Origin of the sequence: Streptomyces scabichelini (assembly GCF_011045015.1) — a bacterium.
GTDB classification, from domain to species: Bacteria; Actinomycetota; Actinomycetes; order Streptomycetales; family Streptomycetaceae; genus Streptomyces; species Streptomyces scabichelini.
This window is the reverse complement of the sequence record NZ_JAAKZY010000019.1, coordinates 36,072-55,215: the sequence shown is the minus strand read 5'-3', so window position 1 is coordinate 55,215 and position 19,144 is coordinate 36,072. Positions and strand designations below refer to the sequence as shown.

The 19,144-nt window shown below is 72.6% G+C and carries 2 protein-coding genes; both read left to right on the top strand.

Translation table 11 applies throughout. The features are described 5' to 3' along the window. Window positions 1-28: 28 nt before the first annotated feature. Window positions 29-18,916: a non-ribosomal peptide synthetase gene (locus G5C60_RS08765; protein ID WP_165256475.1), complete on the top strand. Its 18,888-nt coding sequence runs from the start codon at window positions 29-31 to the stop codon at window positions 18,914-18,916. Further along, complete coding sequence (locus G5C60_RS08760) at window positions 18,913-19,140, top strand: MbtH family protein (RefSeq protein WP_165256473.1); 228 nt, start codon at window positions 18,913-18,915, stop codon at window positions 19,138-19,140. Before G5C60_RS08765 ends, G5C60_RS08760 begins: the two co-directional genes overlap by 4 nt. Window positions 19,141-19,144 lie beyond the last annotated feature (4 nt).

Below are 19,144 nucleotides of genomic sequence, written 5' to 3'. Positions count from 1 at the left end.
CTTTTGGTTAGGTAATCCTTACCTTAGTATGACCTGCGGTCCTCCGGCAGAGCCGGTTCCGCACACCCGGGAGGCACGGTCAGCTGTGTCCGGTTTCGTAGAGCGTGTGTCTGGCATCGACGACAACGAAGTACAGGCGTTCTGGAGTCGACGGCTCGACCCGCTCCCTCAGGAGACAGCGCTCCCGGTCGACTTCCCGTACCCGCTGCGGCCCGGCGGGGAACGGCGGACGGTGAGCCGCCCGTTGGGGTTGGGCACCGCGGCCGATGAGACGACGCTGCTGTCCGCGTATGTCGCGGTGCTGCATCGCTACAGCGGCGCTCGGGACATCACCGTCGGGTACGGCGGACTGCCGGTGAGGGTCACGCTGGACGGTGGCACGGAGTTCACCGAGCTGGTGCGCCTGGTGGCCGAGGCATGTGCGGAGGCCCGGGACCACCGGGTCGAACTGTCCACGCTCATCGCGCAGTTGCGGCCGGACCCCACCCGCGGGGGCGGACTGCTGTTCAACACGGCCTTCGGCGGCAGCGGCGCCACGTCTGCCGCCGCGTCCGCCGGACCGCTGGACGTCACGCTCGAAGTCTCGGCGGACGACGTGCGGGTGACGTACCGTCAGGACCTGTTCGAGGCCGCGACCGCCCAGCGGATGGCCGACCACTACGCGACCCTGCTGGCCGACGCCCTCGCCCGGCCGCACACACCCGTCGGCGAACTGGCACTGCTCGACGCCGAGGAACGCCACCGCATCCTCGAGGAGTGGAACGACACCGACCACGACGTCCCGCCGCGCACCTGGCCGGAGATGTTCGCCGAGCAGGTGCGCCTGCGCCCGGACGCCGTCGCCCTCGTCTTCGAGGACACCCGGCTGACCTACGCCGAACTCGACGAGCGCGCCAACCGGCTGGCCCACGCCCTCATCGCACGCGGCGCCGGACCCGAACGGGTGGTCGCCCTGGCCGTGCCCCGCTCGGCCGAGCTGATCGTCGCCGAGGTCGCGGTGCTGAAGTCCGGTGCCGCCTACCTGCCGGTGGACACCGACTATCCGGCGGACCGCATCTCCTACATGCTGACCGACGCGGCCCCCGCCTGCCTGGTCACCACCACCGAGGCCGCGGCCGACATCCCGCCGTGCGACGGCATGGACCGACTGATCCTCGACGAGCCCGAAACCGTACGGGAGTTGGGGGAGCGCCCGACGCACGATCCCGACCACGGCTCACTGTCCGTCGGCAACGCCGCCTACGTCATCTACACCTCCGGCTCCACCGGCCGCCCCAAGGGCGTGGTGCTCTCCCACGCGGGCGTCGCCAAGCTGGTCGCGACGCAGAGCGAACGGTTCGGGATCGGCCCGCACAGCAGGGTGCTGCAGTTCGCCTCGCCGAGCTTCGACGTGGCGTTCTGGGACCTGTGCCTCGGCCTGCTCTCCGGCGGCCGCCTCGTCGTCGTACCGACCGAGCGCCGGGTGCCCGGCGCGCCGCTCGCCGACTACGCGCACGCCCACGGCATCACGTTCATGATCCTCCCGCCGGCCCTGCTCGCCGCGATGCCCGAGGACATCGAACTGCCGCCCGCCACCCTGCTCGCCGGCACCGAACGCGTCTCACCCGAGCTGGTCGGCCGCTACGCGCGCGGCCGGATGATGTTCAACGCGTACGGCCCGACCGAGGCGACCACCAACTCCACCCTCGGCCTGTGCGACCCCGACACCCCCGCCGGCACCATCGTGCCCATCGGCATCCCCGACCCCGGCACCCGCGCCTATGTCCTCGACGCCCGCCTGAAGCCCGTCCCGGCGGGCGTGGCGGGCGAGCTCTACCTCGGCGGCGCGGGCCTGGCCCGCGGCTACCTGGGGCGGCCGGATCTGACGGCCGAGCGGTTCGTCGCCCATCCCTTCGGGCCGCCCGGCGAGCGGCTGTACCGCACCGGCGACCTGGTGCGCTGGAAGGCCGACGGACGCCTCGAGTTCCTGGGCCGGGCCGACTCCCAGGTGAAGATCCGCGGCTTCCGCATCGAACCCGGCGAGATCGAGTCCGTGCTGCGCGGCCACCCGGCCGTGGACCAGGCCGCGGTCGTGGTGCGTGAGGACCGGCCCGGCGACCGCAGGCTGGCCGCCTATGTCGTTCCTTCGCTGGAGGCGGCCACGGACCACGGGGAAACCGAGCAGGTCCAGGAGTGGAAGGACCTCCATGAACTGCTCTACGCGGCGGCGGGATCCGAGGGCCACCGGGAACATGCCGAGGGCGGCTTCCGCGAGAACTTCGCGGGCTGGAACAGCATGTACGACGGACTGCCCATCCCCGTCGACGAGATGAGGGAGTGGCGCGACGCCACGGTCACCCGCATCGAGGAGCTGACGCCCCGCCGGGTCCTGGAGATAGGCGTCGGCAGCGGCCTGATCCTGTCCCGTGTCGCACCCCGATGTGAGGCGTACTGGGGCACCGACCTCTCCGAGGAGGCCGTGCGCGCACTGCGTACGCAGGTCGAGGCGGTGCCGGAACTGGCCGACCGGGTCCGTCTGAGCGCGCAGCCCGCCCACGACACCTCCCGGCTGCCGAAGGGCTACTTCGACACCGTCGTCATCAACTCCGTCGCCCAGTACTTCCCCAGCGCCGACTACCTCGCTGACGTGCTCCGTGCCGTCGCGGAGCTGCTGGCACCCGGCGGCCGGCTGTTCGTCGGCGACGTCCGCAACGCCCGTCTGCTGCGCTGCCTGCGCGCGGCTGTGGAGACCCGGCGGGCCGGCGACCCGGAGGACAAGCAGGCCCTGCGCGCCGCCGTGGAGCGGTCGGTGGCCTGGGAGGGCGAGCTGCTGCTCGACCCCGACTTCTTCGCGGCGCTCGACGGCTTCGACGCCGACATCCGCGTCAAGCGCGGCAGCCATCACAACGAACTGACCCGGTACCGCTACGACGTGGTGCTCACGAAGCGGGCCGCCGCCGCTCCGGCTTCGGCTCCGGTCGACGGCGACGAGATCGCATGGGCCGACCTGCGCGGTGGCCTTGACGATCTCGACGGGCTGCTGGCCGAACGGCCCTCCCCGCTCCGGGTCGTGGGCGTGCCGAACGTCCGACTCGCCGAGGACCTGGCCGCGCTGGCCGTCCTGGACGACAGCAGCCGCACCGCCGCGCCCGCCGACGCGCCTGACCCGGAGGAGTTCCACGCCCTCGGCGCCCGGCACGGCCACCGGGTCGCCGTCACCTGGAACGGCTCCTCCCACGACGGCAGCGTCGACGTGCTGTTCGCCCTCGACGATGCTTTCGGCGGCCTGTACCGCCCGTCGGGCACGGTCCCGCACGCCAACCGCCCCGCGCCCTTCCGTGACGTGAACGCCCTGATGAAGGCCCTGCGTTCGTACGCGGCCGACCGGCTCCCGGAGTACATGGTCCCTGCCGCCGTCGTCCCGCTCGACCGTCTTCCGGTCACCCCCAGCGGCAAGCTCGACGGTGCCGCGCTGCCCGTCCCCGACTTCGGCGCCCTCAGCTCGGGCCGCCCGCCACGCGACGCCCGCGAGGAACTCCTGTGCGCGGCCTACGCCGAGGTGCTCGGCCTGCGCTCGGCCACCATCGACGACGACTTCTTCGCACTCGGCGGCGACAGCATCACCGCCATCCAGCTCCTCGTCCACGCCCGCCGGGCAGGGCTGCGGCTCAGCTCCCGCGACGTCTTCCGGCACCGTACGGTCGCGGCGCTAGCCGAAGCCGCCGACGTACGGACCGATGCGGAGGACCCCGGGGAGGACGCCCCGCTCGTCCGGCTGACCGATGCCGAACTCGCCGAGCTCCAAGGCGAACACCCGGTCGACGTCGAGGACGTGCTGCCGCTGAGCCCTCTCCAGGAAGGCTTCTACTTCCACTCCCTCGTCGACGGCGCCGATCGCGACGCGTACGTCGTCCAGCAGGCCCTCGAACTGTCGGGGCCGGTCGACGGCGAGGCCCTGCGCCGGGCAGCCCAGCGCGTCCTGGACCGGCACGCCCCGCTGCGGGCCTGCTTCCGCCAACTCGCCGACGGGCGCCCGGTGCAGATCGTCGCCGGTCGTCTGGAGCTACCCTGGCGCGAGGTGGATCTGGCCGCGCAGGACGCCGAGGTCAGGCCGCAGCTCGCCGACGCCGTCGCCGCCGACGAGCGTGCCCGGCGCTTCGACCTCGCCCGGCCGCCCCTGGTGCGCTGCGCGCTGGTGCGGCTCGACGAGCACCGCAGCCGACTGTTGCTGACGTTCCATCACATCGTGGCCGACGGCTGGTCGCTGCCCGTCCTGCACCGCGAGCTGATGGCCGGCTACGGGGACACCCCGGCCGCGCTGCCCGAGGTCGCGCCGTACGGCACCTATCTGCGTCGTCTGGCCGCCGCCGACCGCGATGCCGCGCGTGAGGCCTGGCGTACGGCCCTCGCCGGTCTCGACGAGCCCACGCGGCTGGTCGAGACGCCCGCCGACGGGAGGCCGGTCGAGCCCGCGCAGGTCCGCGTCGAGCTCTCCGAGCAGGTCACCGCCCGGCTGTCGGCCCGCGCCCGGGAGCTCGGAGTGACCCTTGGCACGGTCGTCCAGAGCGCCTGGGGTCTGCTGATCGGGCGGCTGACCGCCCGGCAGGACGTGGTGTTCGGCACCACCGTCTCCGGCCGTGACGCCGAGGTCGAGGGCATCGAGTCCATGGTCGGCCTGTTCATCAACACCCTGCCGACCCGTTTCCGCTGGGAGCCCGCCGACTCCCTCGCCGAACTGCTCGGCCGGCTCCAGGACGAGCAGGCCCGGCTCCTCGACCACCAGCACCTCGGCCTCGCGGAGCTTCAGCGTGTCGCCGGACTCGCGGGCAGCGGCGAACTCTTCGACACCCTGGTCGTCTTCGAGAACTATCCGTCCGCGACCGGCCTCGCCGACCCCTCCGGCACGGTCCACGTCACGGGCCACGAGTTCCACGACGCCGTGCACTACCCGCTCGCCCTCATCGTGAAGCCGGGCCGCCGACTCGACCTGCGCCTGAAGCATCACGCCCAGCGGCTCGACGCCGAGAGCGTGCGCCGGATCGGGGACCGGCTCACCCGGATCCTGCACGCCCTCGCCGCCGATCCCGGGCAACCGGCCGCCGCCCTGGAGCTGCTCTCGGCGGAGGAACTGTCGGGGGCCCACCCGCTCGGTGAGCTTCATCAGGTGCCCGAAACCACCCTCGCCGCCGCCTTCGAGGCCCAGGCCGCCCGCACTCCGCAGGCCACCGCAGTGGTGTACGAGGACGAGACGCTCACCTACCGCGAACTCGATGCACGGGCAGAGGAGTTGGCGGCCCGGCTCCGTACCCGGGGCGCAGGGCCCGGCACGGTCGTCGCGGTCGCCGTGCCGCGCTCGACGGAACTCATGGTCGCCCTGTTGGGTGTGCTCAAGTCCGGTGCCGCCTATCTGCCGGTCGACGTGGACTACCCCGCCGACCGTGTGGCGCACATGCTCGCCGACTCCGGAGCGGCGACGGTCGTCACCACGACGGCCACCGCTCCCCGGCTGCCCGAGGTTCCCGGCCTCACTTCCTTGTTGCTGGACACCCCGGCCGACGACGAGTCCGGCACCGCCGCGGTTCCTGTCCCGGCCCGCCCCGACGACCCGGCCTACCTCATCTACACCTCCGGCTCGACCGGCCGCCCCAAGGGCGTGGTCGTCACGCACCGCGCCATCGTCAACCGCCTCGCCTGGATGCAGGGCGAGTATCAACTGACCGCCGATGACCGCGTGTTGCAGAAGACCCCCGCCAGCTTCGACGTCAGCGTCTGGGAGTTCTTCTGGGCGCTGTGCGAAGGCGCCGCCGTCGTGCTCGCACGCCCCGACGGACACCGCGACCCTGCGTACCTGGCCGGGCTGATCCGCGAACAGGGCATCACCACCCTGCACTTCGTGCCCTCGATGCTCGAAGCCTTCCTGCAGTCCGAGGAGATCACCGCCGATCCGGCCTGGGCCGCCTCCCTGCGCCGCGTCTTCAGCAGTGGCGAGGCGCTGCCCGGCGCCGCCGCGTCCCACTGGCGGGAGCTCACCGGGGTGCCGCTGCACAACCTGTACGGGCCCACCGAGGCAGCCGTCGACGTCACGTACCACCCGTACGACGGCACACCCGGCACCACGGTGCCCATCGGCCGCCCGGTGTGGAACACGGGCCTGCGAGTGCTGGACTCCTGCCTGCGCCCGGTGCCGGAAGGCGTGCCCGGAGAGCTGTACTTGACGGGCGTTCAGCTGGCACGCGGCTACCACGCCCGCCCCGGCCTCACCGCCGAGCGGTTCGTGGCCGACCCGTACGGCGGTCCGGGTGAGCGCATGTACCGGACCGGTGACCTGGTGCGCCGCCGCGCCGACGGAAGCGTCGAGTACCTGGGCCGCACCGACCGCCAGGTCAAGATCCGCGGCAACCGGATCGAACTCGGCGAGATCGAGGCCGCGTTGGCCGGCAGGGCCACGGTCGCCCAGGCCGCCGTCACCGTCGCGGGGAACGCACTGATCGCGTACGTCGTCCCCGCCCGCGACGCCCGGCCGGAGCCCGCCGAACTCCGGGCCGCCCTCGGCGAGTCGCTGCCCGCGCCCATGGTGCCCGGTGCCTATGTCGTCCTGGACGCCCTGCCGTTGACCCCGAGCGGCAAGCTCGACCGGGCCGCGCTGCCCGCCCCGCAGGCCGTACGGACCGAGGCGCGCGCCCCGCGTGACGAGCGCGAGCGCGCCCTCACCGAGATCTTCGCGGCCGTGCTGAAGCTGGACGAGGTCGGCATCGACGACGACTTCTTCATGCTCGGCGGCGACAGCATCACCTCGATCGGCGTCTCCAGCCGTGCTCGCCGGGCCGGCCTGGAGCTGAATCCCCGTGACGTCTTCGAGCACCGCACGCCCGCGGCCCTCGCCGCGGCTGCCGTTCCGGTGACGTCGGCCCGCACCCTGCGCTCCGAGTTCTCCCTCACCGCCGAGGAGACCGAGCGCGTCCACCGGCTCAGCCCGGGCCCCGTGGACGACATCTGGCCGCTGGCCCCGCTCCAGGAAGGGCTGTTCTTCCACTCGACGTACGACGACAGCGTCCTGGACGTCTACACCGTCCATGAATCGTTCGACTTCGCCACGCCCATCGATGCGGACCGGCTGCGCAACGCGGCCCGCGTACTGCTGGCGCGCAACCCCAGCCTGCGCGCCGGGTTCACCAGCGAAGGCCTGCGCCAGCCGGTGCAGTTCATCGTCCGCGATCCGCAGATCCCGCTCGACGAGGCCGACCTGTCCGGGCTGCCCGCCGCGGAACAGGACGTACGACTGAGGGAGTTGATGGACGAGGAGCGGACCCGCCGCTTCGACCTGACCCGGCCGCTGCTCTTCCGGATGCTGATCGTGCGGCTCGGCGAGGAGCGCGGCGACCGTCTGGTCGTCGGCCGCCATCTGCTGCTGTGGGACGGCTGGTCCGCGTGGCTCTTCCTCGACCAGCTCTTCGCCCTGTACGAGTCCGGGGGCGACGCGAGTACCCTGCCCGCGCCCGGCTCGTACCGGGACTACCTCACCTGGCTCGAGGCCCAGGACACCGCCGTCGCCACCCGCGCCTGGCGCTCGGCCCTCGCCGGTCTCGACGAGCCCACCCTGCTCGCCGCCGCCGACCAGGGCCTGGAGCCGGACATCCCGGAAAGCCTGGACGCCGCCCTCCCCGCGGACCTGGGCGAGCGGCTGCGCGACACCGCACGACGGCACGGCCTGACCCTCAACACAGTGCTCACCGCCGCCTGGGGCCTGACCCTGGCGAGCGCGACCGGCCGCAGTGACGTCGTCTTCGGCACGACCGTCGCGGGCCGGCCGAGCGAGGTGCCGGACATCGAGAACGTCATCGGCATGTTCCTCAACACCGTTCCCGCCCGCATCGCCTACGACCCCGCCGAGCCCGTACTCGGGCTGCTGCGGCGCGTACAGGACGAACGCCTCGCCGTGATGCCGTACGAGTACCTGGGCCTGGGCGTCCTCCAGGCGGAAACCGGGCACCGGCGGCTGTTCGACACCCTTTTCGTGCTGCGCAACAGCGACACGGAGGAGCGGCTCGCCGAGCTGGCGGACCGGCACGGCGCAACCGCCGTCGCCAACGTCGACGCGACCCACTATCCCGTGAACCTCGTCGTCACGCCGGGACAGCGCATCCAGGTCACCCTCACCCACCGGGCCGACGTCATCGCCCGTCCGCGGGCCCAGGACCTGCTCGACCGCTTCACCCTGCTGCTGGAGCGGCTCGCCCACGACCTGGACACCCCCGTGGGCCGCCTCGATCCGCTGCTGCCCGCCGAGCGTGCCGAGCTGGAGCGTGAACGGGCCGCAGGGCGTGTCCCCGCCCCCGAGGACACCATCGCCGACCTCCTGGCGGCACAGGCCGCCGCCACTCCCGAGACCACCGCCCTGGTCTTCGGCGACAAGACGCTGTCGTACGCCGAACTCGACGCCCGTATCAACCGCATGGCCCGGCTGCTGCTCGCCCGTGGCGCCGCGCCCGAGAAGGTCGTAGCCCTCGGGCTGCCCCGGTCCCTGGACATGGTCGTCGCCCTGTTCGCCGTACTGCGCACCGGAGCCGCGTATCTGCCGCTGGAGCTGGACTACCCGGACGACCGGCTCGCGACGATGCTCGACGACGCCCGGCCGACGCTGATCCTGTCCACGGGAGCGGTCGCCGCACGACTGGAGGGGGCCGCACCCGACTCGCCTCGCGTGCTGCTCGACGACCCGGCGGTGACCGCCGAACTGGCCGCCCTCCCCGGCGACTTGACGCGTCAGGTCTTCAGCCTGGAGCACCCGGCGTACGTCATCTACACCTCCGGCTCCACCGGCCGCCCCAAGGGCGTCGTCACGCCGTACCGCGGCCTGACCAACATGCAGCTCAACCACCAGCGGGAGATCTTCGAACCGGCCATCGCCTCGGCCGGCGGCCGTCGGCTGCGCATCGCGCACACGGTGTCCTTCGCCTTCGACATGTCGTGGGAGGAGCTGCTGTGGCTGGTCGAGGGGCACGAGGTGCACATCTGCGACGAGGAGCTGCGGCGTGACGCCGAGGCGCTGGTCGCGTACTGCGAGACCCATCGCGTCGACGTCGTCAATGTCACCCCCACCTACGCCCATCTCCTCATGGAGCAGGGCCTGCTGGAGGGCCACCGGCCGCCGCTGGTGCTGCTCGGCGGCGAGGCCGTGTCGGAGACGGTGTGGAACCGGCTGCGGGACACCGAGGGCACGTACGGCTACAACCTGTACGGGCCGACCGAGTACACGATCAACACCCTCGGCGGCGGCACCCTCGACAGCCCGACGCCGACGGTCGGGCGTCCGATCCGCGGCACCCGGGCCCACATCCTGGACGCCTGGCTGCGGCCGGTCCCCGAGGGTGTGCCCGGCGAGCTGTACATCGCGGGCATCGGCCTGGCCCGCGGTTATCTGGGGCGGCCGGGACTGACCGCCGAACGCTTCGTCGCCGACCCGTTCGGCGAACCCGGCGAGCGCATGTACCGCACCGGTGACCTGGTGCGGCGCCGCGCGGACGGCAATCTGGACTTCCTCGGCCGCACCGACGACCAGGTCAAGATCCGCGGCTACCGGGTGGAGCTCGGTGAGATCGAGACCGCGCTCAGCCAGCACCCGCGGGTGGCCCAGGCCGCCGTCGTCGTCCGCGACGACCGGCTCGTCGGCTATGTCGTCCCCGACCGGCCCGCCGGCGGCGACCGGGACACCGCCGAGCGCGAACAGGTCGGCGAGTGGCAGGAGATCTACTCCGACGAGTACGAGGAGATCAGCACCGCCGTCTTCACCGAGGACTACGCAGGCTGGGACTCCTCGTACGACGGGCAGCCCATCCCCTTCGACCACATGCGGGAGTGGCGCGAGGCCACCGTCGAACGCATCAGTTCGCTGCGGCCCCGCCGGATCCTGGAGATCGGCGTCGGCTCCGGCCTGCTGCTGTCCAAGCTCGCACCGCAGGCCGAGGCCTACTGGGCCACCGACTTCGCCGCCCCCGTCATCCGCAAGATCGGCGAGGACCTGCGCCAGGACCCGGAACTCGCCGCCAAGGTCACGCTCCGCGCCCAGCCCGCCGACGACCTCACCGGGCTGCCCGGCGACGGCTACTTCGACACCGTCGTCATCAACTCCGTCATCCAGTACTTCCCGAGCGTCGACTACCTGACGTCGGTGATGCGCGGCGCCATGGAACTGCTGGCCCCCGGCGGCACGCTGTTCGTCGGCGACGTACGCAACCTGCGGCTCGCCCGCACCTTCCAGACGGAGATCCAGCTCGCGCGCGGCGTCACCGGGGACGCCCTGGGACGGGCCGTCGAGCGCGGACTGCGCCTGGAGAAGGAACTCCTCGTCGACCCCGACTACTTCACCACCCTCGGCTACGGCGTCGACCTCCGCACGAAGCGCGCCCGCCACCACAACGAGCTGACCCGCTACCGCTACGACGCCGTCCTGTACGCCGGTGAGGCGGGCCTCGACCTCGATGGCGTCCCCGTCGTCGACTTCACGGGCGACCTCGACCTTGCGGAGCTAGTCACTACGGCCCCGCTGCGGCTCACAGGCATCCCCGACGCCCGGATCGGAGCCGACGGGGGACTGGACCCCCAGACGCTGCACGACCTCGGAGCCGAACACGGGCACCGCGTGCTGACCACCTGGTCCCGCGAAGTAGGCACGTACGACGCCGTGTTCCTCACCGGTGACGCTCCCCGACTGACCGCAGGGCTCTACCTCCCCGGCGGTGGGACGGCCCCGTACGCCAACGAGCCGACCGCCGCGCGCGACGCGAACCGCCTGATCCGGCAGCTCCGCGACGACCTCAAGCAGCAACTGCCCGACTACATGGTCCCGGCCGCCTTCGTCACCCTCGACCGGCTGCCCATGAACGACAACGGCAAGCTGGACGTCCGTGCCCTGCCCGAAGCCGAACCGGCCGTCGCGCTCGGCACCGGACGAGGGCCGCGCACCCCGCAGGAAGAGGTGCTCTGCCGGCTCTTCGCCGAGGTCCTCGGCCTGCCGGAAGTCGGCGCCGAGGACGGCTTCTTCGACCTGGGCGGCCACTCCCTGCTCGCCACCCGGCTGATCAGCAGGGCACGCACCGAACTGGGCGCCGAACTGGCCATCCGCGACCTCTTCGAAGCTCCGACACCGGAGCTGCTCGCCGCCCGTGCCGACAGCGGACGCCCCGCCCGGCCGGCCGTCGTCCCCGTCGTCGACCGGCCCGAGCGCATCCCGCTGTCGGCGGCCCAGCGGCGGCTGTGGCTGGTGGAACGGATCACCGGCAGCGGTGTCGCGTACAACTTCCCGCTGGTCTTCCGGCTTCGGGGCGAACTCGACCTGGAGGCGCTGCGGGCCGCTCTGCGGGATGTGGCCGGGCGGCACGAGGCGCTGCGCACCGTGTTCCTGGAGGAGGACGGGGAGCCGTACCAGCGGATTGTTCCGGCGTCCGAAAGCGAACCCTCGTTCACGGTCACGGACTGCACCGAAGGCGACCTGGACACCCTCATCGAGACAGCCCAACGCCGCCCCTTCGACCTCGGCCGCGAACTCCCGCTGCGCTGCGCGGTGTTCCGCACCGGTCCCGCCGACCATGTGGTGGCCCTTGTCCTGCACCACATCACCACCGACGAGTGGTCCGACCGCCCGTTCCTCGACGACCTCACCACCGCGTACCGGGCGCGCCGCGAGGACCGCGAGCCGGAGTGGGCGCCACTGCCGGTGCAGTACGCCGACTACACCTTCTGGCAGGACACCCTGCTCGGCGGCCGGATCGGCGAGCAGCAGCTCGCCCACTGGACCGAGGCCATGCGCGACCTCCCGGACGAACTGGCCCTGCCCCTCGACCGGTCCCGACCGGCCGAGCCCACGGGCCGGGGCGGCAAGGTCCGCCTCGAACTGCCCACCGACACCGGCCGGGAGCTGCGCGAGCTGTCCGCCGCCACGGGCACCAGCATGTTCATGCTGTTCCAGGCCGCGACGGCCGCGCTGCTGCACCGGCTCGGCGCCGGGGACGACATCCCGCTCGGCGCACCGATCGCGGGCCGTACGGACGACGCGCTCAACGATCTGGTCGGCTTCTTCGTCAACACCCTTGTCCTGCGTACCGATCTCTCCGGCGGTGACCCGTCCGACGGCGGCCTCACCTTCCGCCAACTCCTCGGCCGGGTAAGGGAGTCGGCACTGGAGGCGTTCGAGCATCAGGACCTGCCCTTCGACCAGGTCGTCGAGGCGGTCAACCCGTCGCGCGTGGCGGGACGCAATCCGCTCTTCCAGGTCATGCTCGGCTATCACTACCGGCCCGACGGCGATCCGGACGTGCTCGGCATGGCGACCGAGTGGTTCGACATGGACACCGGCATGGCCAAGTTCGATCTCCACTTCACCTTCGTGGACGAGGCGGGCCGGGACCGTCTTGTGCTGCTCCTGGAGTACGCGGCCGACCTGTGCGACGAGACGACGGCCGAGCGCCTTGCCGGGCGCCTGGTGCGGCTGCTGGAACAGGTGGTCGCCGATCCCGACCGGCCCGTACGGGACCTGGAGGTCCTGGACGAGCCCGAACGGCAGTCGGTCCTCGGCCGGTGGAACGACACCGCGCACGACGTTCGGCCCACCACGCTGCCGGAGCTGTTCCGCGCCCAGGCGAGCCGCACACCCGACGCGCCCGCCCTCGTCTTCGGTGAACAGCGCCTGACCTACGCCGAGTTGGACGCACGCGTCGAGCACACCGCCCGGGTGCTGGCCGGCCTGGGCGTGGGCCCGGAGCGCACGGTGGCGGTCGCGCTGCCCCGCTCGGTGGACCTCGTGGTGGCCCTCCTGGCGGTGCACCGCGCCGGTGGGGCGTATCTGCCGCTGGACGCCGACTATCCGGAGGAACGGCTCGCCTTCATGGTGGAGGACGCCCGGCCCGTGTGCGTCATCCGGGACGCCCTGCCGGACGGACCGGCAGGCGAACTGCCGTCGCACCACGACCCGTTGAGCCCGGCGTACGTCATCTACACGTCCGGGTCCACAGGCCGCCCGAAGGGCGTGGTGGTGCCGCACCAGGGCATCGTCAACCGTCTGCTGTGGATGCAGGACACGTACGAACTCACCGGCGACGACCGGGTGTTGCAGAAGACGCCGTCCAGCTTCGATGTGTCGGTGTGGGAGTTCTTCTGGCCGCTGATCACCGGGGCGACTCTCGTCCTGGCCCGGCCGGAAGGCCACAAGGATCCGGCCTATCTGGCCGAGTTGATCCAGGAGCAGCACATCACGACGGTGCACTTCGTGCCGTCCATGCTCCAGCTGTTCCTGGAGGAGCCTGCCGCCGCGCGGTGCACCGGCCTGCGCCGGGTCATGTGCAGCGGCGAAGCCCTGCCCGTACCGCTGGCGAACCGCTTCCACCAGGTGCTGCCCGCCGAACTGCACAACCTCTACGGGCCGACCGAGGCATCCGTCGACGTCACCGCGATCGAGGTGCGACCGGAAGCGGAGAGCGTGCCGATCGGCCGCCCCGTGTGGAACACCCGCGTGTACGTCCTGGACGCCGGCCTGCGTCCGGTGCCCCCGGGCGTCCCCGGTGAGCTCTACCTGGCGGGCGTCCAGCTCGCCCGGGGCTACCTCGACCGCCCGGGACTGACCGCCGAACGCTTCGTCGCCGATCCCTACGGCGCGCCCGGCGCCCGCATGTACCGCACGGGCGACCTGGCCCGCTGGACGGCCGACGGCACGGTCGAGTACCTCGGCCGCACCGACGACCAGGTCAAGATCCGCGGCTTCCGCGTCGAACTCGGTGAGGTCGAGGCCGTGCTCGCCCGGCACGACACCGTCGCCCACGCCGTCGTCGTTCCGCACGACCAGCGGCTCGTGGCGTACGTCGTCCCGGCCCCGGACCGGACACCTGAGGCGGCCGCCCTGCGCGCCCACACCGCGGCGGCCCTGCCCGAGCACATGGTCCCCGCGGCCTTCGTGACGGTCGGCGCGCTGCCGCTCACCCCGAACGGCAAGCTCGACCGCAAGGCCCTGCCCGCCCCCGACTTCGCGGCGGAGACCGGAACGGGCAACGGTCCGCGCACTCCGCGCGAGGAGATCCTCTGCGGCTTGTTCGCGGACGTTCTGGGCCTGGAACGGGTCGGCGTCGACGACGACTTCTTCGCCCTCGGCGGACACTCGCTGCTGGCCATGCGGCTGGTCAGCCGCGTACGGGCGGCCCTCGGGGCGGAGCTGGCGCTGCGCACGGTGTTCGACGCCCCCACAGCTGCCCGGCTCGCGGAGCGACTGGCGCGTGCCGTGGACGGGCCCGCGCGTCCGGCCCTGACCGCCGCGGCCGACCGTCCGCAGCGGCTGCCGCTGTCCTTCGCCCAGCAGCGCCTGTGGGTGCTGTACCAGGTGGAGGGCCCCAGCCCCACGTACAACATCCCGCTCGCCTGGCGGCTGACCGGACCGCTCGACACGGGCGCGCTGCAGCTCGCCGTCGACGACCTGGTCGCCCGGCACGAGCCGCTGCGCACCGTCTTCCCCGAGGAGGGCGGGCGCGCCCACCAGCTGATCCTGGACCCGCGGCAGGCCGGGATCGAGGTGGAGATCACCCGCACCGATGAGGAGGAGCTGCCCGGGCGGCTGGCCGAGGCCGCCTCGTACGGCTTCGAGCTCGACCGCGAACCGCCGCTGCGCGTCCGCCTCTTCCGGATCGCCGACGACGAACACGTACTGCTGCTCCTGCTCCATCACATCGCGGGCGACGAGTGGTCCGACCTGCCGCTCACCCGAGACCTGGCCGAGGCCTACGAGGCGCGGGCCGCGGGCCGGACCCCGGAGCGGGCGCCGCTGCCCGTCCAGTACGCCGACTACAGCCTGTGGCAGCGGGCGATGCTCGGCGACGAGAAGGACCCGGACAGCCTGGCCTCCCGCCAACTCGGCTTCTGGCAGCAGACCCTGGCCGGGATCCCCGAGGAACTGGCGCTGCCCACCGACCGGCCGCGTCCGCTGGAGGCCGGCTACCGCGGTGGAGCCGTGGACCTGGCCCTCGACCCGGGCCTCGAGGCGGGGCTGCGCGAACTGGCCCGGTCGAGCGACGTGAGCATGTTCATGGTGGTCCAGGCCGCGGTGGCGGCGCTGCTGACCCGGCTCGGGGCCGGTACGGACATCCCGCTCGGCAGCCCCATCGCCGGGCGCACCGACGAGGCCCTGGAGGACCTGGTCGGGTTCTTCCTCAACACGCTGGTGCTGCGCACCGACACCGCCGGTGACCCCACCTTCCGCCAACTGCTCGGCCGCGTACGGGAAACCGACCTGGCCGCCTTCGACCACCAGGACGTGCCGTTCGAGCGCGTGGTGGAGGTGCTGAAGCCCGCACGTTCGCTGTCCCGCCACCCGCTGTTCCAGGTCATGGTCGTGTACCTCGTCGCGGGCGGCGGCGAGGCCTCCCTCGCGGGCCTGCGGTCGCGACGCGAACAAGTCGGCCAGACCACCGCCAAGTTCGACCTCTCCTTCGACTTCGTGGAGCGGGCCGACGGCGAGGGCGTCGACGGAGTCCTGGAGTACAGCACCGACCTGTTCGACCACACCACCGCCGAGGCCTTCGCCGAACGGCTGCTCCGGCTGCTGCGTGAGGTGGTCGCGGCCCCCGACACCCCGATCACCCGGATCGACGTCCTCGGCGCCGCCGAACGCGAGCGGATCCTCACCGAGTGGAACGCACGGCCCGCGCTCGCCCCGCCGACCACCGTGCCGGCTCTCTTCGAGCGGCAGGCCGCGCTCTCACCGGACGCCCCTGCCGTGGCGTCCGACGGCATCCGGCTGACCTTCGCCCAGCTGAACGCCAAGGCCAACCGGCTCGCCCGGCTGCTGGTCGCGCACGGTGCGGGCCCGGAGCGGATCGTCGCCCTGGCCCTTCCGCGTACCGCCCGCACGCTGCTGGCCATCCTGGCGGTGCACAAGGCCGGTGCCGCCTATCTGCCGCTCGACCCGGACGCCCCGGCGGGCCGTACCCGGGACATGCTCGACGACGCCCGCCCGGTGCTCGTCCTCACCACGGAGGAGATCGCCCCGCTGCTGCCCTCGGACGGCCCCCCGGCGATGCTCCTCGACGACCCGCGGACCGCGGAACTGCTCGCGGCCCAAGACCCGGCCGACCTTCTCGACACCGACCGCGCCGCGGCCCTGACCCCGCGCCACCCGGCCTATGTGATCTACACGTCCGGCTCCACCGGCCGCCCCAAGGGCGTCGTGATCACTCACGAGACCGTCGGCAATCTCTTCCACAGCCACCGCGAGACGCTGTACGAACCCGCCCAGCAGATCACCGGCCGACGCCATCTGCGCGCCGGACACGCCTGGGCGTTCTCCTTCGACGCCTCCTGGCAGCCGCAACTGTGGCTCCTCGACGGACACTGCGTGCATGTGGTGTCGGACGAGACGCGCCGCGACCCCGAACTGCTCGCCGCGGCCGTCGTCGAGCACGGCTTCGACTTCCTCGAAGTCACGCCGTCGTTCTTCGCGCAGATGGCCGAGACCGGGCTGGTCCGCGAGGACGGGAGCTGCCCGCTCGCCGTCGTCGGAGTGGGCGGCGAGGCCGTACCCGCGGCGCTGTGGGAGCGGCTCGGGCAGCTGCCCGGCACCGAGGCGTTCAACCTGTACGGGCCCACCGAGTCGACCGTCGACGCCCTCGTGGCGCGGGTGCGCGACAGCGACCGGCCGCTCGTCGGCCGCCCCGTCGCGGGCACCCGGGCGTACGTCCTCGACGACCGGCTGGGGCCCGTACCGCCCGGCGTGACGGGCGAGCTGTACCTGGCGGGCGGCGGCCTCGCCCGCGGCTATCTGGGCCGTCCCACCCTGACCGCCGAGCGCTTCGTCGCCGACCCGTTCGGGCCGCCGGGCTCCCGGCTGTACCGGACCGGCGACCTGGCCCGCTGGACCGCAGACGGACAGCTCGACTACCTGGGCCGGGCCGACGACCAGGTCAAGATCCGCGGCTTCCGGATCGAACCCGGCGAGATCGAGTCCGTGCTCGCCGCTCAACCGGACATCGCCCAGGCCGTGGTGACGGTACGTCAGGAAGGCCCGCGGAAACTGCTCGTGGCGTACGTGGTCCCGGTCCCCGGGCGACAGCCCGACCCCGGACGGCTGCGCGGGCACGTCGCGCAGCGCCTGCCGGACTACATGGTCCCGGCCGCCGTCGTACTCCTGGACCGGCTGCCCGCACTGGCCAACGGCAAGCTGGACCGGGCCGCCCTGCCCGCCCCGGACTTCAGCGCCGTCTCCAGTGGGCGGGCTCCCGGTACGGCGCTGGAGAAGACCCTGTGCGCAGTCTTCGCCGACGTGCTCGGCCTGGACGAAGTCGGCGTCGACGACGACTTCTTCACCCTCGGCGGCGACAGCATCGTGGCCATGCAACTCGTCAGCAGGGCCCGCGCGGCGGGCGTGCGGATCACCCCGCGCCTGGTGTTCCGGCACCGTACGGTGGCCGGTCTCGCCGAGGTCGCCACCGCTGCCGAAGAGGCAGGCACCCGCATGGCCGACGACGGCATCGGAACCGTGCCGCTGACTCCGGTCATGCACTGGCTGCGCGAACTGGGCGGCGCATTCCAGGGCTACCACCAGTCGGCCCTGGTCCGCACGCCCGCCGCCCTGGACCGGCCGAAGCTCGCCGCCGTGCTGCGGGCCCTCGCGGACCGGCACGCCATGCTGCGCGGCAGGCTGGTCCGCACGGGAGCGGACGCGGGCGACTGGGCCCTCGAAGTCCCGGGCCCGGACGCCGTCGACACCGATGCGTGGATCGAACGGGTCGACATCCGCGGCCTTGACGCGCCGGCCGGCGAGGCGCTGCGGGAGATCGTCGCGGACCGCGCCCACGCCGCCCGCGCGGCGCTCGACCCGGATGCCGGAGTCATGGTGCGGGCCGTCTGGTTCGACGCGGGCGGCGCGCCGGGCAGGCTGCTCCTGATGGCCCACCACCTCGTCACCGACGGTGTGTCCTGGCGTGTCCTGCTGCCCGACCTTGCGGCCGCTTGGCAGGACGTCGCAGCCGGGCGCCCGGCGGGGCTCCCACCCGTCGACACCTCCTTCCGCACCTGGGCACACAGGCTCGGCGAGCTGGCCCAGGAACCGGCCCGCGAGGCCGAACTGCCCTTCTGGACCGGCGTGTTCGACGGTGCCGTGCCCTTCCCGCTGGACCGGCCACTCGACCCGGCCCGCGACACGGTCGGCACCGTACGGCGGCTGGAACTGCGCCTGCCCGCCGACCACACGGGCCCTCTGCTGTCGGCCGTGCCCGCCGCCTTCGCCGCGAACGTCAACGACGTCCTGCTCACAGGGCTCGGCCTCGCCGTCGCCGACTGGCGGCGGCGCCACGGAGACGGCACGCGGGGCCCGGTCCTGGTGGACCTCGAAAGCCACGGCCGCGAGGAGGAGCTGGCGGAGGACGCCGATCTGTCGCGTACGGTCGGCTGGTTCACCAGCGTCTTCCCGGTCCGCCTCGACACCGGCCCGGCCGACCTGGACGACGCGCTCCGGGGCGGCCCGGCCGCCGAAGAGGCGCTCACCGCGGTACGCGGGCACCTCGGCTCGCTGCCCGCGAACGGCGTCGGCTACGGCATGCTGCGCCACCTCAACCCCCGTACGGCCCCGGTCCTCGCGGCCTTCGAGACGCCGGCGATCGAGTTCAACTACCTCGGCCGGTTCGGCATCCCCGAGGAGACGGACTGGTCGTACGCTCCGGAGGAGGACGTCTCGGACATCGGCCCCGAGCCGGAGATGCGGGAGGGCCATGCGCTGCAGATCAACGTCGTGACCGAGGACCACGCCGACGGGCCGGTCCTGGCCGCCCACTGGTCCTGGCCCGGAGCCGTACTGTCCGAGGAGGCGGTCCGTGACCTGGCCGACACCTGGTTCCGCGCCCTGAAGGCCCTTATCGCACGCACCCAGAACCGTCCCGAAGCCCCGAACCAAGGAGCATCCGCATGAGCAGCGGCACCACCAACCCGTTCGAGAACCCCGAGGGCGTCTACTCGGTGCTCGTCAACGACGAGGGCCAGCACAGCCTCTGGCCCGACTTCGTGGACGTCCCGGCGGGCTGGACGGTCGTGCACGGTCCGGGTCCCCGTCAGGAGTGCCTGGAGTACATCGAGACCCACTGGACCGACATGCGCCCCACGAGTCTGGTGGAGCGGATGGAGCGGACCGGCTGACCCG

Bases quoted from the DNA above. Each gene is read 5' to 3' on its own strand.
- G5C60_RS08760 (WP_165256473.1), top strand. From the start codon at position 18,913: ATGAGCAGCGGCACCACCAACCCGTTCGAGAACCCCGAGGGCGTCTAC.
- G5C60_RS08765 (WP_165256475.1), top strand. From the start codon at position 29: ATGACCTGCGGTCCTCCGGCAGAGCCGGTTCCGCACACCCGGGAGGCA.